Annotated in this window: 17 protein-coding genes and 1 pseudogene; 7 read left to right on the forward strand and 11 right to left on the reverse strand. The window is 68.6% G+C overall.

All coding sequences use genetic code 11. The features are described from left to right. Positions 1 to 35 precede the first annotated feature (35 nt). Entirely contained in the window at positions 36 to 2,366 is a 2,331-nt protein-coding gene (locus PCK14_RS11740) for a DEAD/DEAH box helicase (protein WP_269938670.1), read from the forward strand. A 19-nt stretch (positions 2,367 to 2,385) separates the two neighbouring features. Here the strand turns inward: PCK14_RS11740 and PCK14_RS11745 are convergent, their stop codons facing one another. The 7 genes from PCK14_RS11745 to ssd all read right to left on the reverse strand — a co-directional run bounded on the left by PCK14_RS11745 (position 2,386) and on the right by ssd (position 7,747). Beyond that, positions 2,386 to 2,751: an Rv3654c family TadE-like protein gene (locus tag PCK14_RS11745; RefSeq protein WP_269938671.1), complete on the reverse strand. Its 366-nt coding sequence runs from the start codon at positions 2,749 to 2,751 to the stop codon at positions 2,386 to 2,388. After that, entirely contained in the window at positions 2,738 to 3,223 is a 486-nt protein-coding gene (locus PCK14_RS11750; protein WP_269938672.1) for a TadE family type IV pilus minor pilin, read from the reverse strand. The genes PCK14_RS11745 and PCK14_RS11750 overlap by 14 nt, the downstream gene beginning before the upstream one ends. A gap of 8 nt (positions 3,224 to 3,231) precedes the next feature. Then, complete coding sequence (locus PCK14_RS11755) at positions 3,232 to 3,531, reverse strand: DUF4244 domain-containing protein (protein WP_269938673.1); 300 nt, start codon at positions 3,529 to 3,531, stop codon at positions 3,232 to 3,234. A 166-nt stretch (positions 3,532 to 3,697) separates the two neighbouring features. Further along, on the reverse strand, positions 3,698 to 4,114 hold the full coding sequence (locus PCK14_RS11760) for a type II secretion system F family protein (RefSeq protein WP_269938674.1): 417 nt from the start codon (positions 4,112 to 4,114) through the stop codon (positions 3,698 to 3,700). Between the two features lie 179 nt (positions 4,115 to 4,293). Continuing rightward, positions 4,294 to 5,163, reverse strand: coding sequence for a type II secretion system F family protein (locus PCK14_RS11765; RefSeq protein ID WP_269938675.1), 870 nt, complete (start codon positions 5,161 to 5,163; stop codon positions 4,294 to 4,296). Continuing rightward, positions 5,160 to 6,482: a TadA family conjugal transfer-associated ATPase gene (locus PCK14_RS11770; RefSeq protein ID WP_269938676.1), complete on the reverse strand. Its 1,323-nt coding sequence runs from the start codon at positions 6,480 to 6,482 to the stop codon at positions 5,160 to 5,162. Before PCK14_RS11770 ends, PCK14_RS11765 begins: the two co-directional genes overlap by 4 nt. Beyond that, on the reverse strand, positions 6,479 to 7,747 hold the full coding sequence (gene ssd / locus PCK14_RS11775) for a septum site-determining protein Ssd (protein ID WP_269938677.1): 1,269 nt from the start codon (positions 7,745 to 7,747) through the stop codon (positions 6,479 to 6,481). The genes PCK14_RS11770 and ssd overlap by 4 nt, the downstream gene beginning before the upstream one ends. Before the next feature lie 119 nt (positions 7,748 to 7,866). Between ssd and PCK14_RS11780 the strand changes: the two genes are divergently transcribed. From PCK14_RS11780 to PCK14_RS11790, 3 genes and pseudogenes are all read left to right on the forward strand, one after another. After that, positions 7,867 to 9,588 carry a bifunctional 3'-5' exonuclease/DNA polymerase gene (locus tag PCK14_RS11780; RefSeq protein ID WP_269938678.1) on the forward strand — a complete coding sequence of 574 codons (1,722 nt, stop codon included), beginning with the start codon at positions 7,867 to 7,869 and terminating at the stop codon, positions 9,586 to 9,588. A 170-nt stretch (positions 9,589 to 9,758) separates the two neighbouring features. After that, positions 9,759 to 10,646: pseudogene (locus PCK14_RS11785) on the forward strand (amidohydrolase); the annotation flags it as partial. A 44-nt stretch (positions 10,647 to 10,690) separates the two neighbouring features. Then, positions 10,691 to 11,344 carry an amidohydrolase gene (locus PCK14_RS11790; RefSeq protein WP_269938679.1) on the forward strand — a complete coding sequence of 218 codons (654 nt, stop codon included), beginning with the start codon at positions 10,691 to 10,693 and terminating at the stop codon, positions 11,342 to 11,344. Between the two features lie 34 nt (positions 11,345 to 11,378). On the opposite strand, the gene PCK14_RS11795 is transcribed toward PCK14_RS11790, so the two are convergent. The 3 genes from PCK14_RS11795 to PCK14_RS11805 are packed head-to-tail and all read right to left on the reverse strand — an operon-like array spanning position 11,379 to position 14,239. Beyond that, complete coding sequence (locus PCK14_RS11795; protein WP_269938680.1) at positions 11,379 to 12,074, reverse strand: NUDIX hydrolase; 696 nt, start codon at positions 12,072 to 12,074, stop codon at positions 11,379 to 11,381. Between the two features lie 2 nt (positions 12,075 to 12,076). After that, positions 12,077 to 12,883 carry an endonuclease III gene (gene nth / locus PCK14_RS11800; RefSeq protein ID WP_269938681.1) on the reverse strand — a complete coding sequence of 269 codons (807 nt, stop codon included), beginning with the start codon at positions 12,881 to 12,883 and terminating at the stop codon, positions 12,077 to 12,079. A 3-nt stretch (positions 12,884 to 12,886) separates the two neighbouring features. Then, the gene (locus PCK14_RS11805; protein ID WP_269938682.1) at positions 12,887 to 14,239 is read right to left on the reverse strand and encodes a hypothetical protein; all 1,353 of its coding nucleotides are present in this window, start codon (positions 14,237 to 14,239) and stop codon (positions 12,887 to 12,889) included. Positions 14,240 to 14,589: 350 nt separating this feature from the next. Here PCK14_RS11805 and acs point away from each other — a divergent pair, with 350 nt between their 5' ends. Next, positions 14,590 to 16,566, forward strand: coding sequence for an acetate--CoA ligase (gene acs, locus PCK14_RS11810; RefSeq protein WP_269938683.1), 1,977 nt, complete (start codon positions 14,590 to 14,592; stop codon positions 16,564 to 16,566). A 92-nt stretch (positions 16,567 to 16,658) separates the two neighbouring features. Beyond that, the gene (gene aroQ, locus PCK14_RS11815; protein WP_269938684.1) at positions 16,659 to 17,117 is read left to right on the forward strand and encodes a type II 3-dehydroquinate dehydratase; all 459 of its coding nucleotides are present in this window, start codon (positions 16,659 to 16,661) and stop codon (positions 17,115 to 17,117) included. Here aroQ and PCK14_RS11820 read toward each other — a convergent pair. Further along, positions 17,114 to 18,298: a MarP family serine protease gene (locus PCK14_RS11820; RefSeq protein WP_269938685.1), complete on the reverse strand. Its 1,185-nt coding sequence runs from the start codon at positions 18,296 to 18,298 to the stop codon at positions 17,114 to 17,116. The two genes, aroQ and PCK14_RS11820, sit on opposite strands and share 4 nt — an antisense overlap. A gap of 241 nt (positions 18,299 to 18,539) precedes the next feature. Between PCK14_RS11820 and PCK14_RS11825 the strand changes: the two genes are divergently transcribed. Further along, the gene (locus PCK14_RS11825) at positions 18,540 to 19,217 is read left to right on the forward strand and encodes a Crp/Fnr family transcriptional regulator (RefSeq protein ID WP_038465875.1); all 678 of its coding nucleotides are present in this window, start codon (positions 18,540 to 18,542) and stop codon (positions 19,215 to 19,217) included. The last annotated feature ends 171 nt before the right edge of the window (positions 19,218 to 19,388 follow it).

Raw genomic sequence — 19,388 nt, forward strand, 5'->3', positions numbered from 1 at the left:
CCTGCACACCCGGCCCCCGGTGGCACAATGAGGGGGTGTCCACGAATGATTCGCTGATCTCGCTGCTGGGCGGCGGCACAGCCCCTCCCCAGCTGCAGCATGTCCACCGGATACCCGCGCGCCAGGCCGTGCACGTGCCCTGGCCCGGCTGGGTGCACCCGGACATCGTCGGCGCATACTCCTTTGTGGGCGTGGACCAGCCGTGGCAGCACCAGATCGAGGGTGCCGAGGCCGCGCACCGGGGCGAACACACAGTCATCGCCACCGGCACGGCGTCAGGAAAGTCCCTGGCCTACCAGCTGCCCGCGCTCGACGCCATCCACCGGGCGGCGCTGCGCCTGGCCGCCAACCCGGGTCTCTTGGAGGGCGAGGGGGCTGTGGCCCTGTACCTCTCCCCCACCAAGGCACTTGCCGCCGACCAGTTGTCCGCTTTGAATTCCCTGAAGCTGCCCACCCTGCGCGCAGCCACCTATGACGGGGACACCGCCCCGGCCGACCGGCGCTGGATCCGCGACCACAGCAACTTCATCCTGTGCAACCCCGACATGCTGCACTTTGGCGTCCTCCCCAACCACACCTGGTGGGCGCGCTTCTTCAAACGCCTGCAATTTGTCATCATCGACGAGGCCCACAGCTATCGCGGCGTGTTCGGCTCCCACGTGGCCGTGCTGCTGCGCCGGTTGCGCCGAATCTGCGCGCACTACGGGGCCAACCCTGTGTTCATTGGCGCCTCGGCCACCTCGGCCGATCCCGGGGCCTCCTTTTCCCGGCTCATCGGGGCGCCTGCCACCACCGTGGACCGCGACTGTTCCCCGCACGGAGCCACGACCGTGGCCCTGTGGGAACCGGAGCTGACCGAGTTCAAGGGCGAAAACGGGGCCAAGTCCCGGCGCACAGCCATCGCCGAAACCTCTGACCTGCTGGCGAACCTTGTCTCCTCGCACGTGCGCACCATCGCGTTCATCAAGTCCCGGCGAGGTGCGGAAACCATTTCCTCCGTCACCAAGAGGCTCCTTGAGAACGTGGACGCCAGCCTGCCGCAACGGGTGGCCGCCTACCGATCCGGATACCTTCCGGAGGAGCGGCGGGAGCTTGAGAAGGCCCTCCGCGCCGGGGACCTGCTGGGTGTGTCCAGCACCTCCGCACTCGAATTGGGCATCGATATTTCAGGCCTCGACGCCGTTCTGGTGGCAGGCTGGCCGGGCACCCGCGCGTCGTTCTTCCAGCAGATCGGCCGGGCCGGGCGGGCAGGCCAGGACGCGCTGGCGGCCTTCGTGGCCAGCGACGATCCGCTCGACACGTTCCTTGTCCACCACCCGGAAGCCATATTCGACCGCTCGGTCGAGGCCACCGTCTTCGACCCGGCCAACCCCTACGTGCTGGGCCCGCACCTGTGCGCGGCTGCCGCCGAAATGCCCATCACGCACCAGGACCTGGCCATCTTCGATGCCAGCACCCCGGCCCTGCTGGACAAGCTCGTGGCCCAGGGATACCTGCGGCGGCGCCCGGCCGGCTGGTTCTGGACGCATCCGCAAAGCGCCGCCGCCATGGTCAACCTGCGCGAGGACGGCGGCGGGCCGATCAACATCATTGAGGCCGACACCGGGGCCCTGCTGGGGACCATGGGGTCCCCCCAGTCGCACTACCAGGCCCACACGGGCGCCATTTATGTCCACCAGGGGACCAGCTATGTGGTGCTGGAGCTCAACGAGGCCGAGCACTGCGCCCTGGTGCGCCGGGGCACCCCGGATTTCTACACCACGGCCCGCGACGTCACCCAGATCGAGGTCGTGGAATCGGAACGGCACGAACTCTGGGGGCCCGTGGAGATGCATTTCGGGCAGGTCCAGGTGCGCACCCAGGTGGTGTCGTTCCAGCGCAAGGCCCTGATCTCCAACGAGGTCCTGGGTGAGGAGCCGCTGGAGCTGGAGGCCCGGGACCTGTTCACGAAGGCCGTTTGGTTCACCCTCGACAACGCCACCATGCTGGCCGGCGGCCTGGTGGAACCGCAGTTCCCCGGAGCCCTGCATGCGGCCGAGCATGCGGCCATCGGGCTACTCCCACTCGTGGCCTCCAGCGACCGTTGGGACGTCGGCGGGGTGTCCACGGCCATCCACGCGGACACCGGGCAGCCCACCGTGTTTGTCTACGACGGCCATCCGGGAGGTGCCGGATTCGCGGAGCGCGGATTCGAGATGGCCCGTGTCTGGCTGCGGGCGACGATGGAGGCAATCGAGGCCTGCGAATGCCCCTCCGGGTGCCCGTCGTGTGTGCAGTCGCCCAAGTGCGGCAACAAGAACAACCCCCTGGACAAAGCTGGCGCTGTGCTGCTGCTGAAGATCCTGCTCAACAACGCCCCCGCATAGACGGGCGGGGCGGAGCCCGTCAGTGGCTGCCCGGTTGGACGGTGTCGGGTGGGGGGCCGGCCCTGGCCAGACCCGTCGCCGGCCACGGCAGGGGCGATCCCACAGACACTTCCACCAGGACGGAAAGGTCGCCGCCAAGGGAACAGGCCGTCAGCACCGCGCCGTTGCGCGCCGCGACATCGGCGGCGGCATCGCACGGGTCTCCGGGGGTCAGGCCCCGGTATGCATCGGCCGCCGACAACGCGGCGAGATCGGCGGCCTTGGCTGCCTTGGCCGCGGCCACCGCGGCCTGCCCCAACCCCAGGACCACTGCCAGAAGCAGCAGCATGGCCAGTGCCAGTCCGGCCATGAGGACCGTGCCTGCCCCAGCTTCATCCCGGTTCACGGAGGGTTCCTGCCGCTCCCCGGCCCGGCCGTTGGCCCGCTGCGGCATTGCTGCCGGGAAGAGTCCGCACACCCGGCTTAGGACTCGACGTCGGCTCCGAGCGCGTGCTGGCCCGGGCCTCCTGCTCCCAGGGGACCAGCCCCGACAACACGCCTCCGACCCGGCCCAGGACGATCACCGTGGCATAGCCGCCGTCGTTGCCGAGCGTGACGCTGGCCCCGTGCCCTGCTACCCGTGCAACAATTTCCACCACCTGCGCCGGGGCATCCCCCCTGGCCAGTGCCCGGGCCCCGGCACGGGCACCTTCCTCCAGGCGAAGCTGCAGCAGTCCGGCGGAAACACCCAGCAACAGCAGGGCCAGCAGCGCCGTGACGGCCGGCAGGGCGATGGCAAGCTCGGCGGTCGCCGAGCCGCGCTGGCCCGTCGCCGTCCTCCGCAGCCCGCTGCAGCACTTGGCCGCCATCGTTTTCATGCCCGCAGCTACATGCTCAATGCGGTGCGGATGATGTTCATGAGAAAGCCGCGCACCTCATCGCTCTTGAGGATCACCACGAGCAGGCCCGCAAATCCCACGGCAGCCAATGTTGCGATGGCGTACTCGGCCGTGGCCATTCCCGCATCCAGGGTGCCCCCGAGCCGCCGGCTCCCTATCCGCGGCATGTGCCGTGGGTGGTTGGCCACCGGCCGGCTGCTGCTGGCGCCGGGAAAGATCTCCCTGACATTGTCCCCGGCGGCGGCGTTCGCAGGGACCGTTCCGTGCAAAGCTTCATTGCTGTTCATTTCAGCTCCTTGCTTCCAGTTGCCTCATTGGCGGAGCCGGCTCAATGGCCAGGTCTCCTGCAACAACTCTTGCGGGCTGGGGCCGGGCGCAAAAGGCACCTGCGGCAGATGGGGGATGAAACGGCAGCCAGCCCTGCCTGTGGATGAATCGCGGTTCGCCACGGTTTTAGAACGCAGGAACCATGGCCACCACGACGGGCACAATCCCCAGCGCAATGAAGGCCGGCAGGGAACAGAGCCCCAGGGGGAGGACCAGCTTGACCCCGAGTGCTGCGGCGCGCTTTTCCGCGAGACGGCCGGCAGCCGTCCGGTGCTGCTGGGCCTCGGCGTACAGGATCGGAGCGGCGGGGGCACCCGTCAAGGCGCCAAAACTCAGGGCCTCGTGGATGCGGGCAATGTCGCCGCGCCCCAGGCTTCCCTCCCACGAGCTCTGCCACGAGGCCCCGATCTCCAGCCCGGCCACGACCCGCAACAAGCCCTCCCGGATCCCTAGGTCCGCAACATTGGCAACAACGCGCAATGCCCCCTGGACAGTGAGTCCGGAGTCCAGCGCCGCGCCCAGGAGCTCCAACAGGAGCGGCACGGAGGCCACTCCCCCAACGCGGGTATTCCCCGCCCCGCCCGCTGCATCGTCGGACGAGGCCCTTCGCCGGCCACCCCCGGCGGGCCATGCCCTTGGCTTGTCGTGGCCGGCAGGTTCCGGTCCCCACAGCAGCACGCAGGCCAGCGCTGCGAGACCAAGGATGGCGGCGGGCCCCATGCTCAACGCCGCCGCCCGGAGGACGTCACCGCTGCGGTCCTGGCGTGGCTTTCCGCCGGCCGGGCTGCGGCCGCAATGAGGGCCGAGGACCACGCCTTTCCAGCGGCGGCAAGCCCCAGTCCTGCGGCAAGAAGCAACCAACCGGCAGGACTGCCAAGCAGCACGGCCACGGGGTCAACTCCCATCACCATGCCCAGTCCCAACCCCATGAACGGAAGCCAGTTCAGCAGGCGAACTGTGGCACGGGGGCCTGCGAGCGCCGTCTCACGCAACGCCGCGGCATCATGCTCGGCCTCGATCGTTGCGGCCAGCCTCCCCAGGACTTCGGCGACGGGTGCCCCGCTGGCCGCACAGACGTCAAAGCACGCAGCCACATCCAGCCACATCCGTTGCTGTTCCTGTGGCATCACCGGCCACGGTTGCGGTGCCCGCCCTGTGCTTGCCGCGGTGCAGGCATTGCGCAGGGCCGGCGCCACGGGAAGGCCCAGGCTGCACGCCCGTTCAACAGCCAGCACCAGGGCCAGGGTCGCGTCCGGGCCCTGCTGTCCAGTGTCGAACCGTCCACGGGGAAACGCGTGACCGGCCATGCCCGGCGAACCGCGGGGTCCGGGATTGCGCACCCGGCCCTGCTCCACCATGAGGACTTGTGCGAGGTCGCTCCACAAGGCGGGGCCCGTGCGCCCTGCGGCAAGAAGCGAGGCAATTTGCCGCACCAGCCTCGGCAGCGACTCCGGCGCGGGCACCCCCGGCCTGGGCCACAGCCGTCGGCGGGAGCGGGGCGGGTGCCGCCGGTCCGAGTGCCAGCCCTGCCGCCGCACGACGGTGAGAGCGCAGGCTGCGCCCATCAGCACCAGGGCCAAGGAGACATTCATGACCCGCCGCCGGCGCGGTGTGCCACCCTGCCGGCCCTGGCGGCCACAGGGGATTCCGCGTCCAAGCCCAGCCGTTCCGCCAACGCCTTCCATCCGGGCCCCCGCAACATTGCCGGTGCCCCTTGGCCGTCCGCATCCCGCTGCGCGGCGCTCCCGTGTGCGGCATGTCCCCCGCTTCCAGGGATTCCGGGCAGGGAAAGCGCCGGCACCACCAACAGGCGTCCCTGGCTCAGCTCCACCACGCCAACCTCGGCAACCGTCCGCATGCCTTCGACACGGGCCATGTGGATGACGACGTCCAGGGCGCTGGCCGCCTGCAGGAACACGGCCTCGGGTGCCATGCCGGCGAGCGCCCCCAGTGCAGCAAGCCGGGCGGGGACGTCTTCGGCACTGTTGGCGTGGATGGTTCCGCCGCCCCCGCTGTGCCCGGTGTTCATGGCCATGAGCAGTTCCTGGACTTCCCGGCCCCGGCATTCGCCCACAATGAGCCGTCCGGGATTCATGCGCAACGCCTGGCGCACCAGTTCGGCAAGGTCCACGGCACCCGCCCCTTCAGCATTGTCGTGCCGCGCCTCCATGGTCACGGCATGCGGATGGGCGGGTTCGAGTTCGGCTGCGTCCTCAATGAGAACCAGCCGCTCGTTGGCGGGGCAAAGCCCCAGCAGCGCAGAAAGCAGGGTGGTCTTGCCGGCACCTGTTGCGCCACTGATGAGAAAGTTCAGTCGCCCTCGCACCATGGCATCCAGGACCCTCCCGGTCAGCCGGTCCACGCTCCCGGCGTCAACCATGCGCGCCAGCGACAGGTGCTTCCGGCGCTTGATCCGGATGGACAGCAGGGTGCCCGTGGCCGAGATGGGCGGCAGCACGGCATGGACGCGGTAGCCGGCCGCAAGGTTGACATCCACGCAAGGGCTGCCTTCGTCGAGCCTTCGCCCGCCGCTGGCCACCAGCCGGACGGCGAGCGCCCGAAGCTCTGCCTCGCCGGAAAAAACGGCTTCGACCCGTTCGGGCCCTGCGCCCCTGTCCCGCCACACCGAGTCAGGGGCATTGACAAAGATGTCCGTCACGGAAGGATCGTTGGCCAGTCCCTGCAACGGTCCCAGGCCATTGAGTTCCGCCGAGATGCGCTCCATGGCCACCAGCGACCCCGCAGCCCCGAGCAGTCGGCCGCTTTCCCTGACGGCAGCGGCAACCTGCAGCTCCGTCACGGGCCCGGCCTGGGCCAGGACCCGGCGGCGGACCACCTCCAGCAGTTGCGCATCGATGCCACCGTCCCACGGGCCCTGCGCGGAAAGCTCCGGGTTGGGCTGCGCACTCATGGTCCCGCGCCCCCTCGCAGGGGAGCCGGCCCGAGGGGTGCCAACCGTGGACCAGCGGACGGCCCGTGGACAACGGCGGAACGGTCCTTGCGGGGGTTGTTCAGACCGTCCCCGGACATCCACCCGAGGATGCCGCCCAGCAGGGCACCCACCCGCCGGCGGCGCAGCAATTCGGGCAGGCGCCTGGCTTCCAGCGCCTCGGCAACGCCCCTGAGCCGGGGCAGCCTGCCCACGAGCGGAAGATCCACGGCCGCGGCAACCATGGCGGCGTCCAGCCCCTCACCGAGAGGATCGCGGACCACGGCCCCCAGCGGCATGGGCGGCAGCGAGTCCATCATCTGCAGTGCCGCCGAGGCGGCACGAAGCTGGGCCGGCACCACCACCAGCAATCCGCTGCATTGCCGCGCCATGGAGATGAGGGCCCCGGGGTTCCGCCCCACATCCACCACCACGAGCCCGTACGCCCCCCGTGCCGCGCGCATGACCTCCCCCTCGGCGGTCCGGCAGCCGGCTGGATCCGGCACCGCATTGTCCTGAGGCTGCATGCCGGGAGCTGCCGCACGGGCCAGGGAATCCTGCCGGGGCCCACCCCACGACAGCAGGGACACCCCGGCAAGTTGCGGGAGCGAGGCTGCCAGCTGCTCCGGGTTGATCGATCCCGAGGCGTGCAGCAGTTCAGGCCAGCGCAAACCCGGCACGTCCCCGGCGGAAAGCGCCGTGCACAGGCCGCCACCCCATGGGTCACCGTCCACCAGCAAGGTGCGGCTGCCGCGCCTGGCGGCCTCCGCCGCCACGAGGATGGCCAGGGTGGAGGCGCCTGCCCCTCCGCAGGCGCCCACCACGCCAACCACCCCGGCCCCCACGTCGGGGTTTCGCAGGCACCCCAGGAAATTGGCCAGCCACGGGGCAGAATCGGGCAGTATCGCGACCCGGTCCGCCCCGAGCCGCTCGGCCTGCTGCCACACCCGTTGGGAGTCCCGGGCAAAACCAACCACGGCGGTGGGGCCGCGCCACGCAGCGAGTCCGGCTCCCACGGCCGCATCCACAGGCTCGTGTGCATCAACGAGCACTGCCGCGACGTCGGACCAGCGCCCCGCAGCGTGCTCCAGTCCGCCAACAATGAGTTCCACCGACGCCGCGGCACTCACCCGGCCCACCGCGCCCTGCAAATCGGCGGACGCCGACAACAAAAGGACAGTGGTGCCCCGCTGTGGCAGCCAGGGATCCGAGGACCGGCTGCCGGGGGGCTTGTGGCGTTGTCTCATGGGCCAACCCTGCCTCCAACGGCGGAAACTGTCCGCCGTTCCGGCCGAAATGTGGATGAGTCGCCGCGCGCCTGCGCCTGTGGAGGAACAAAGGCGCCTTCCAGTGGAGAATAGAACTTATGTACGCATTGCTGGCCACGGGCCCCGCCCCGTCCACTGCGGGGATCCAGCTCAGGAACGACGACGGGACGCCCGCCTCTGCCGCCCTGACCGTTGCGCGCCCCGGCCTGGCCGATGCCGTGCGGGACTTGGAAGCCGAGCACCATCCCCGCTGGGTGTGGGACCGGGCCGCCAACTGGTACCCCGAGCTGCTCGCAGCACAGGTCCGGGTGGAAAAATGCCTTGACCTTGCCCTGTGCCAGAACATCCTGCGCAACTCCGAATACGCCGCCACCACCGGCTACGCTGCCAACGCGCTCCCCGTGCCCCCTGAACTGGAGCCTCCCCGTGCCGGCCTGTTCGGGGGCGTGTCCGGCCAGGAAAGCCTGTTTGACGCGCCCGGAACGCAGGCCGGCCCGCGTGGTTGGGACCTGGACAATGTTGTGCAGGAACTCGGCACCCAAAGGGGCGCCGTCAATTCCTCCACACACCCGGCCAGGCTCTCACTTTTGCTCAGTGCGGAATCCGCAGGTGCGCTGGTGGCCGCGGAGATGCAGTATGAAGGCATCCCCTGGAGAGAAGACCTGCACAGGAGGCTGCTCGATGAACTGCTCGGCCCGGAACCTGCCGGCCACTCGCGCCCCGACAAGCTGGAGGACCTGGCGGGGGTGCTGCGCACCGCCCTGAACGCCCCGTCGCTGAACCCGGATTCCCCCCAGGACCTCATCAAGGCCCTGCACCGCGCCGGAATCGACGCCAAGTCAACGCGCAGCTGGGAACTGCAGGAATTCACCCACCCGGCCATCGAACCGCTCCTGGCCTACCGAAAGCTCAGCCGGCTCTTCACCACCAACGGCTGGAACTGGCTGCGGCAATGGGTCCGCGACGGCCGCTTCCACTCCGAGTACGTGGTGGGCGGCGTGGTCTCCGGGCGGTGGGCCTCACGGGGCGGCGGCGCCATGCAGATCCCTGCCCAAATCAGGGGCGCCGCGGTGGCAGATCCCGGATACACCTTCATTGTCGCCGACGCCGCCCAGCTGGAGCCCCGGGTCCTGGCCGCACTGGCACAAGACACCGCCATGGCTGCTGCAGGCAGTGACTCCGCGGGCCACAACAAGGACCTGTACGCGGGCATTGCCGCCCAGGGCTTCGGCGGCGACCGCAGCATGGCCAAGATTGCCCTCCTGGGTGCCATCTACGGTTCCACCACGGGCGAGTCCGGGAGGCTGGTGCCCCAGCTGGCCCGCATGTACCCGCGCGCACTGGGCTTTGTGGAGCAGGCGGCCCGGGCCGGGGAGCGCGGGGCCAGCGTCTCAACACACCTGGGCCGCAGCACCCCTGCCGTCACCCAGGAGTGGTGGGACGGGCAGCGCAGCGAATCCGCCCAGGAAGAGCGCCGCGCCGAGTCCATCGCGCGCAGCAGGGGCCGCTTCACCCGAAATTTTGTGGTTCAGGGGACGGCCGCCGAATGGGCCTGCTGCTGGCTCGCCGAACTGCGGCGGCGGCTGCGTGCCCTGCCGGGCGCAGAACCCGCCGCAAGCACGCCCGGTGGCGGAACGCCGCAACTGGTGGCGTTCCTGCACGACGAAGTGGTGGTGCACTGCCCCCTGGGCATGGTGGAGGAAGTGACCCGGATTCTCCACGAATCCTCCCGGGCCGCCACCGACCTCATTTTCGGGAAGATCCCCCTGGAGTTTCCCGTCAACGTCACAGTGGTGCAGTGCTACGCTGACGCCAAGTAGGGCGCGCCTGATCCGGCCGGCGCCCGGGTCCCGTGGAAATCAACGAAAGGCTCCCCTGCATGACGACGCCCAACCCTGGCCTTGCCGCAGTCAACCTGGAAGTGAAAGCTGCCAGGGGGCCGCGCGGCGTCCATCCGGAGCAGCTGTTTTTCAATGGCAGCATCCTGACCATGGACGGTCCTGAGCCCAGCTATGTGGAGTGCGTCGTCACGAGCTCCGGCAGGATTGCCTTCACGGGAGGCGTCGAGGAGGCCCGGCGGCTGTTCCCTTCGGCCGAGGTCCGCGACCTCGCGGGGGCAGCCCTGCTGCCGGGTTTCGTTGACGCCCACAGCCACCTGTCCGCCGCGTTCGACCTTGCGGACCGGGTCAATGTGGGCCCGCCACCCCTGGGCGGATGCTCCGACATTGAATCGGTCCTTGACACCCTGGAGGCGTTCGGCAAAACCCAGGGAACGGCACCGGGCGGGTGGATCGTCGGCTACGGCTACGACCAGGAGGCCCTGGCCGAGAACCGGCACATCACGGCGGCCGACCTCGACGCCCGATTCCCGGACCACCGGCTCATGCTGGTCCACGTCTCCAGCCACGGGATCGTGCTGAATTCCGCGGCGCTGGCCTGGGTCGGCATCGATCAGAACACGCCCACACCTGCCGGCGGCGTCATTGCCCGGGTGCCCGGAACGCAACGCCCGGCCGGGCTGCTCATGGAGACGGCCTACCTGGAACTCGTGGCCCCCAAGCTCCCCGTCCTGGGCGCACAGGACAAGTTGGCCCTGCTGGATGCCGTGCAGCAGGACTACGCCTCCCACGGCTACACCCACGCCCAGGAGGGCTTTTCCGGCGTCGCCGACTTGGACCTCTTCCAGGAAGCCGCAGATGCGGGGCTCCTCTACCTTGACATTGCGGCACTGGGCTCGTTCGTCGAAGCCCCGCAATGGCTGGGCAATCCGGCCTACCCCACGGGCAGCTACCGCAACGGCTTCAAGATCGCCGGGCTGAAGGTGCTGCAGGACGGCTCGCCGCAGGGCCGCACTGCGTTCATGGGCGAGCCCTACCTGACCGGCGGCCTGGTGGGAACCCCGACTGGCGCGGCGAACCCACCATGCCCTTTGAGGTTTTCGCGCAGATTGTCGCCACCACCCTGGCGCACGGCGTCCAGCTGTATGCCCACGTCAACGGCGACGCCGCAATTGACCAGCTCATCGACGCCGTCGAACGGGCCGGGGCCACGGCGGCCGGCGACGCCCGCACCGTCGCAATCCACTCCCAGTTCCAGCGCCCGGACCACCTGCCGGCCTACCTGCGCCTGGGCATCACGCCCAGCTACTTCACCAACCACACGTATTTTTGGGGCGACGTCCACCGGGCCAATGTGGGCGAGGAGAAGGCGGCCTTCATCAGCCCCATGAAGTCAGCACTGGAGGCCGGCCTCCGGGTGTCCAACCACAGCGACTTCCCCGTGACGGCGCTGGACCCGCTGTTCATGGCGTCAACGGCCATGAACCGCACCACCCGGACCGGCCACACCCTGGGTCCCGGTGAACGCGTCGGCGCCTACCAGGCCCTGCAGGCACTGACCACGGGCCCGGCCCACCAGCTGTTTGAGGAGGACCGCAAGGGCATGATCAAGGTTGGCTTGCTGGCGGACCTTGTGGTGCTCGACGCCGATCCCCTCACGGCGGCCCCGGGCACGGTCCAGGACATCAAGGTCCTGGAAACCATCAAGGAAGGTGTCACGGTCTACCGCCGGCCTTGAGCCCGGCTGAAGCGGAACCAGGCCAGCCGGATGCTCAGATGGGGGCGGGGATCTCGCGGCCTTCGTCCCAGGGCACGGCCCAGCCCAATTCCTGGAAAACGTAGTTCAGGATCCCCGCCGTGAACCCCCACACCACCACACCTTTGACGGTGAAGGCGGGGCCACGGTACGTGTACCCGCCGCGCGACAGCACTGTCATGACGCGGTTTGCGGGGTCCAGCAGGTCATGGACGGGGACCCTGAACACCTGGGCGGATTCGCCGTAGTCCACAACGTCCACGGGAGTCTGCCGCGCCCACCAGCCGAGCACGGGGGTCACCATGAAGTTGCTGACGGGCAGCGGCAGCGCCGGCAGGGTTCCCAGCACGTCGACGCCGAGCGGGTCCAGCCCCGTCTCCTCCCGGGCCTCCCGCAGCGCGGCGGCCACCTCGGATTCATCCCCGGGGTCCACTCCCCCGCCGGGGAAGGCCACCTGGCCGGGGTGGTTGCTCAGGGTCGCGGCCCGCTCAATGAGCAGGATGTCCAGGTCTGCCGGGGCAAGCGGCCGGTCCGAGGCGGCCAGCACCCCGTCGAGCACGCCAAACAGCATCAGCACGGCGGCGGCCCGGCTCCTGGCGGGGTCCATCGGCACCTGCCACGGCCCCGGCCGGCCCCGCCCCAGGCTGTCAAGGAGGGCCGTGGCCGTTGCTGCCTTCCCCACCAGGGCCGCCAGGTCCGCACGCGCGTCCATGGCTAGGATTCCGGGTTCCGGGCGGCGCGCTGGGACTCTTGCCGGTACTCGGCGGCCCTGTCCACGTCGGCCAGCATCCGGGCAAGCAGCTCCTCCTGGCCGGGCGCCAGCTCGTACTTGAGCAGCTTGGTGGCCTTCGCGGGGTCCACCTCGCCCTCCCCGTACGCGGGGCACAGGTGCGCGATGGGGCAGGCGCCGCAGGCCGGCTTGCGGGCGTGGCAGATGCGCCTTCCGTGGAACACCACCCGGTGCGAGAGCATGGTCCAGTCGCGGCGCTCAAACAGGGCGGCAACGTCGGCCTCGATGCGCACGGGGTCAGTGGATTCAGTCCAGCCAAAGCGCCGGGCCAGGCGCATGAAATGCGTGTCCACGGTGATGCCGGGGACCCCGAAGGCATTGCCCAGCACCACATTGGCCGTTTTCCGCCCCACTCCCGGGAGCGTGACGAGTGCTTCGAGGGAACCGGGGACCACGCCGTCGTACTCATCGACAATCCGGTTGGCCAGGGCCAGCAAGTTCGCGGCCTTGGCCCGGAAGAACCCGGTGGGCCGGATCAGCTCCTCAAGCTCCATGACGGGTGCCTGGGCCATGGCCAGCGGGGTGGGGAAGCGCGCAAACAGCGCAGGGGTCACCGCATTGACGCGGATGTCGGTGGTCTGCGCCGACAGCACTGTGGCCACGAGCAGCTCAAAGGGGTTCCGGAAATCCAGTTCCGCGTGCGCGTACGGGTACAGCTCCGCCAGCTCGCGGTTGATCTTCCGGGCCCTGCGCTTGAGTGCCAGGACCGATTCGTCGGCCGGGACGGGCATGGCCTACTGGCTGTCCGAGGCCCGCTCGATCCCCACCAGGTCCAGCAGCAGGCCTGTCTTGCCATGGCTGTCCTGGACCAGGAAGCTGTTGCCGCGGTCCTCCAGCGCCAGGATCCATGCGCCGGGCATGAGCTTGAACGCGAACTGGCGCGTCTTTTCATCAATCGTGTTCTGCGGGCGGTCCACGGCGAACCAGAACGGTTCGGCCACGACGGCCGGCGCAGGGTCCACGGTGGCGGCGATGCTCTCGCGGGCCGGGGCCGGGGCCGGGGCGGGCTCGGCCACCTGCGGGTTCAGCGTGGTCGCCATGCTCTCGGCAACGGCGCCTTCCTGGGGACGGGCGACGGCGGCCGGCACAGCTGCCGCGGAGGCGTTGGCGCCTGCGTTCACGGCCGACGGGGCGGGCGCGGTTTGGCTGGCTGCCGGCGCGGTGTTGATGGCGCTCGTGGCGGCAATGTTGCCTGCTGCCGCGGCCGGCTGCTGTTCCGCCGGTGCGGACGCGGTTGCCGCGGGGCCGGCAGCCGTTGCCGCCTGGGTGGCGGACTGCTGGGCGGCAGAGGCGGCGGGAGCCGAGTTTGCACCGGCTGCGGCAACTCCGGCGGCGGCCGCGAGGGCTGCTGCCGTGCCCTGGGTGCCCACAACGGGGGCATTCTCCCGAGCCGGGGTGAAGATCTGGCCGGCCGCCGTGTGGCTGGTGTTGGCCTGCGGGGTGGCCCAATGGGCCTGCGCGCCCTGGGCCGCCGGAACGCCGGCTCCGTTGGGTGCGCCGGGAACCGCCGGCACACCCAATGCACCGGGCGCACCCGGGGCGGGCACGGGCTTGGCTGCTGCGGGGCGCTTGAGCGCAGGAACGGCGTCGCGCGCCACCACATGGGCGGGGATTTCGGCGCGGCCGGCAAAGTCGGAGGCCAGGGACGGAATCCAGCGCGCGCACACGGTGGAGGCGAGCAGCAGCAACGAGCCCACCAGGCCCACCAGGTAGGCAACACCGAAGCTGCTCACGGTGCCGGTGAAGAAGAAGAACGTGGCGATGGAGGCAACCACGGAGGCAAACTGGTCAATCGAGAGCGAGCCGATGCGCACCTTGACCTCGGGGCTGAGCCGGCGGGCCAGGAACAAGCCGCCCACGGACAGCGGCAGGATGACGCCGATGCCGATGTAGAACAGGCTGGCCAGGTTCCACAGGTTCAGGCTGCCGACAAGCGTCACAACCATCGGCACCAGCGAGGCGACGAAGATGATGGCAACGGAGCCAAGGACGGCCAAGTCCCGGATGGTCAGGGGGCCAACAGCAGCGTTGCTGACTGCCACAGGGCCAGTGGCGGCCTGGGTAGAAGGCGTGTGTTGCTCTGTCATGGTCTTACTCCTCAGTTGTCACGATTGCTTCCCAGCCTAGTTACCGCAGGCAGGCAACACTAGCGAGCCACAGCCATTTGGGGGCAAAATGACGGCAATGGGCAGAACTGCCCATCGCCTCCCCGAACCCAAAATTGGCGTTTGGGCGCAGATTCGCAACCACTGGCCCCGCCGCCTGTGACGGCGGACACGCCGCAGTGTGGGACGCGCTACAGTTAAAGCTGGAACAGACGTTGTCCCCGGCAACCATTCCGCGCAGTGCCACCCCTTCTACGAAAAGATGAAGTGAAGTGTGCCGCGCGGATGCGCAACGGGTGGGACCAGCCAAGATGGAATTGAAGGGATAGTAGATGTCTTTCGACACAACCGGAGCGGACAACCAGTCCGGTGACGCACTGGAAAACCTGTTGACGGAGAACCGCCACTTTGAGCCAAGCGCCGAATTCGCGGCCAATGCGATTGTGCAGGCCGGCGAGTACGCCAAAGCCAATGCCGACCGCCCCGCCTTCTGGGCCGAGAAGTCCCGCGAACTGCTCTCCTGGTCCAAGCCGTTCACCAAGAGCCTTGACTGGTCCAACCCGCCCTTCGCCACCTGGTTCGAGGACGGCGAAATCAACGCAGCCTACAACGCACTGGACCGCCATGTGGAGGCCGGCAACGGCGACCGCGTGGCCATCCACTTCGAGGGCGAGCCCGGCGACACCCGCACGTACACGTATGCGCAGCTGACCGAAGAGGTCAAGAAGGCCGCCAACGCCTTCGAATCCCTGGGCCTGGCCAAGGGCGACCGCGTGGCCGTCTACCTGCCCATGATCCCCGAGGCCGTCATCACGCTGCTGGCCTGTGCCCGCATTGGCGCCATCCACTCCGTGGTCTTCGGCGGCTTCTCCGCCGACGCCCTGCGCTCGCGCATTGACGACGCCGAGGCCAAGCTGGTTGTCACCGCGGACGGCACGTTCCGCCGCGGCAAGCCCAGCTCACTCAAGCCCGCCGTCGACGAGGCCCTGGCAAATCCGGGACACTCCGTGACGAACGTGGTTGTGGTCAAGCGCAACGGCGAGGACGTCAACTGGGTTGAGGGCCGCGACGTCTGGTGGGACGACACGGTTGGCACGGCGTCGGCCGAGCACACCGCCGTGGGCCACGCCTCCGAACACCCGCTGTTCATCCTGTACACCTCAGGCACCACGGGCAAGCCCAAGGGCATCCTGCACACCACCGGCGGCTACCTGACACAGGCCGCGTACACGCACCGCGCCGTATTTGACCTGCACCCCGAGACGGATGTCTTCTGGTGCACGGCCGACGTCGGATGGGTCACCGGCCACTCCTACGTCACCTACGCCCCGCTCATCAACGGCGCCACGCAGGTCATGTACGAGGGCACCCCGGACTCCCCGCACCAGGGCCGCTTCTGGGAAATCGTGGAGAAGTACAAGGTCTCCATCCTGTACACGGCTCCCACGGCCATCCGCACGTTCATGAAGTGGGGCGAGGACATCCCCGCCAAGTACGACCTCTCCTCGATCCGCCTGCTGGGCTCGGTGGGCGAACCCATCAACCCGGAGGCGTGGATGTGGTACCGCCGCGTCATTGGCGGGAACAACGCGCCCATCGTGGACACCTGGTGGCAGACCGAAACCGGCGCCATCATGATCGCCCCGCTGCCCGGCGTCACCAGCACCAAGCCCGGCTCGGCCCAGGTGCCCATGCCCGGCATCGCCGTGGACGTGGTGGATGAGCTCGGTGCATCCGTCCCGCACGGGCACGGCGGCTACCTGGTGATCCGCGAACCCTGGCCGTCCATGCTGCGCGGCATCTGGGGCGACAACGACCGCTACAAGGACACCTACTGGTCCCGCTTCGACGGCATGTACTTCGCCGGCGACGGCGCCAAGTGGGACGAGGACGGCGACGTCTGGCTCCTGGGCCGCGTGGATGACGTCATGAACGTCTCCGGCCACCGCCTCTCCACTACGGAGATCGAGTCCGCCCTGGTCAGCCACCCCTCGGTGGCCGAGGCAGCCGTGGTGGGTGCAGCCGATGAGACCACCGGCCAGGCCGTTGTGGCGTTCGTGATCCTGCGCGGCTCAGCCGTGGAGGACGCCGACATCGTCACCACCCTGCGCAACCACGTGGGACGCGAGATCGGCCCCATCGCCAAGCCGAAGACCATCCTGGTGGTGCCGGAACTGCCCAAGACCCGCTCCGGCAAGATCATGCGCCGACTGCTCAAGGATGTGGCCGAGGGCCGCGAGGTGGGCGACTCCTCGACCCTGGCCGACAACACGGTCATGAACCAGATCGCGGCGTCCCTGAAGGCCTAGTTCAACGAAGCGCTGCCCGGGTCCCGGGCTCGACCACCGGTGGTCGAGCCCGTCGAGACCCGGGCAGCGTGGTTTAAGGGCATTATTAAGCCATGACCTCAACCACCAGCGCGGGCCGCGGCGCCCTGCTCATCCTCAACGGCCCCAACCTGAACCTCCTGGGCACGCGCGAACCTGCCATTTACGGCTCGGCCAGCCTGTCCGACGTCGAACGCCTCACCACCGCAGCTGCCGAGGCTGCCGGCTTCAGTGCCAGCTGCCTGCAGTCAAACCATGAGGGCGCCCTGCTGGACGCAATCCACGCCGCGCGCGGCACGGCAGTGGGGATCATCATCAACGCCGGAGCCTACACGCACACCTCGGTGGCGCTGCGCGACGCTCTGGTGGCCGCGGAGCTGCCGGCCGTGGAGGTCCACATTTCCAATGTGCACCAGCGTGAGGAATTCCGGCACCACTCGTACCTGTCGGCCGTCTGCAACGCGGTCATTGTTGGCGCGGGCATTCACGGCTACGAACTTGCCGTGAACTACCTGGACAAGGTGCTGCCCTAGCCCACCTTGCAGGTGCCCGAACCGACCGCGCTGTTGAGCATGGGCGCGGCGGAAATGACGGGCCCAGCCTCCTCCATGGTCAGCGCGAAGCCAACGTTGTCGGTGGAGGTTGCCTTGGCAAAGACGACGCCCACGACACGCCCTGCGGCATCCAACAGCGGGCCACCCGAGTTGCCGGACTGCACATTGCCGGCCAGCTGGTAAACCTGCAGCAGCGACTTGTTGCCGCCGGTGATGTCCGGGACCATCATGGGCCCGGAAGACAGCACCGTTGCCGGCCGCAGCTGCAGCGGGCCGCCAAGCGGGTACCCGGCAAAGGCCGTGGCGGTGTTGGCCGGAACCGTCCCGGAGGTGGGCAGCGGCGCGGCATTGAGCGCGTCCACGGCCAGGATGGCCAGGTCCTGCACGGGGTCGAAGTACACCACGCGGGCAGGCAGGGCGCCTTGTTCCTGGGTCTGCACCACGGGCATGGCCACCCCGGCCACAACATGCGCATTGGTCAACACGCGGCCCGGCGAGACCACGAACCCGGTGCCGGTCTGGTTTTGTCCGCACTGGAACGCCGTCCCGGAAATCTTCATGACGGACTTTGCCGCATTGTTCCATGCTGCCGTGTTGGTGTCGGCGTCCGGGGCGGCCACATCAACGTTGCTGCCGTCCGGGTTCAGCAGGGCCGGGATGCCCTCCTGAAGAACCAGGGACCGCAACTGAGCCACGGCCGACTTGACGGGATCCGGGGTCAGCGCGTCAATCCGGGAGATGACCTGCGATTCGCCCAGCTGCTTTGAGACTGCCGGGATGCCAAGGTTTGACACGCCAAAGGCCAGCATGGAAATCACCAATGCACCGACCGCAAGGTTCAGGGCGCCGCCCAAAATCCGGTTCACCGCGCGAATGGAGTCGGATTTCACACCACGGCCGATGGACCGCCCGAGCTTGATGCCCAGGCCGTGGCCCAGGGCGATCAGCAGGATGGTTGAGCCAATGACCATTGTGGTCCGCCAGCCCGGACTCGGGGCAAACTGGCTCACAAACGGCGCAGCAAAAAAGGCGCCCACGGCGCCGGCCACAAATCCGGCCAGACCCGCCAAACCCGCCACAAGCCCTGAATTCAGGCCGTAGATCAGCTGCCAGAGCAGCCACACGAGCAAAATCGCATCAAGCCACGAGAAACCAAACACCGATGCGCACAGCTCCTCCCGGGCCCACGCCCGAATATATTTCGCCCCGGGACGCAAGCCGCACCCCGGATGCCCATGGTACCGGTGCTGGCAGGGCGTTGGCTGGGCTTTTCAGGGGGCCAAACTGCCAATATGCTGACAACGAACGCCTGCAATGCCAAATTGGTCACAAAAACTGAAAAGTTCTGAAACAATCAGTGTTAGGTCAGAACTGATTAGCTACATACTGTAAGGAGTTTTCATGGACATCGAGGTACTGCGCCGGGCCCCACTTTTTGCCACGCTCGACGACGAGGCGTTCCGCCTTTTGACGGACGAACTGGCAGAGGTTGATCTGTCCCGCGGCGCTTCGGTCTTCCGTGAAGGCGACCAGGGCGACCAGCTCTACTTCATCGTTTCCGGCAAGGTGAAGCTGGGCCGCACGTCCTCCGACGGCCGCGAGTCACTCGTTGCCATCCTCGGCCCGGGCGAGCTGTTCGGCGAAATGGCACTCTTCGACCCGGCACCGCGCAGCACCACCGCCACCGCCGTCTCCGAGACGCGCCTGGCCGGCCTGAAGAACGAGTCCCTCAACGCGCTGCTGCGCAACCGCCCCGAGGTCTCGATGCAGCTGCTGCAGGCCCTGGCCCGCCGCCTGCGCCGCACCAACGACAACCTGTCCGACCTGGTCTTCTCGGACGTTCCCGGCCGCGTTGCCAAGGCAATCCTGGACCTGGCAGACCGCTTTGGCCGTCCCGCAACGGATGGCATCCTGGTGGCACACGAGCTCACCCAGGAAGAGCTGGCCCAGCTGGTCGGCGCTTCACGCGAAACCGTCAACAAGGCCCTGGCCGAGTTCGTCCAGCGTGGCTGGCTGCGCCTGGAAGCCCGCGCGGTGGTCATCCTGGACGTCAACCGCCTGCGCCAGCGCTCGCGCTAGCCTCTGCAACACTACGACGGCGGGCCGTCACCTTCACTGCGAAGGGGCGAGTTCTAGCGGTCGTTGCAACACCTAGTTTTAGGAGTTGCAACGACCGTGTCGTCTTTAACGAAAAAGTTGGATCTGGTGGGGGATCCAGAGTTGCCGCGGAAATGGCGGCGGTCCTCGCCG

This window comes from Arthrobacter sp. HY1533 (assembly GCF_027568515.1).
Taxonomy (GTDB): domain Bacteria; phylum Actinomycetota; class Actinomycetes; order Actinomycetales; family Micrococcaceae; genus Specibacter.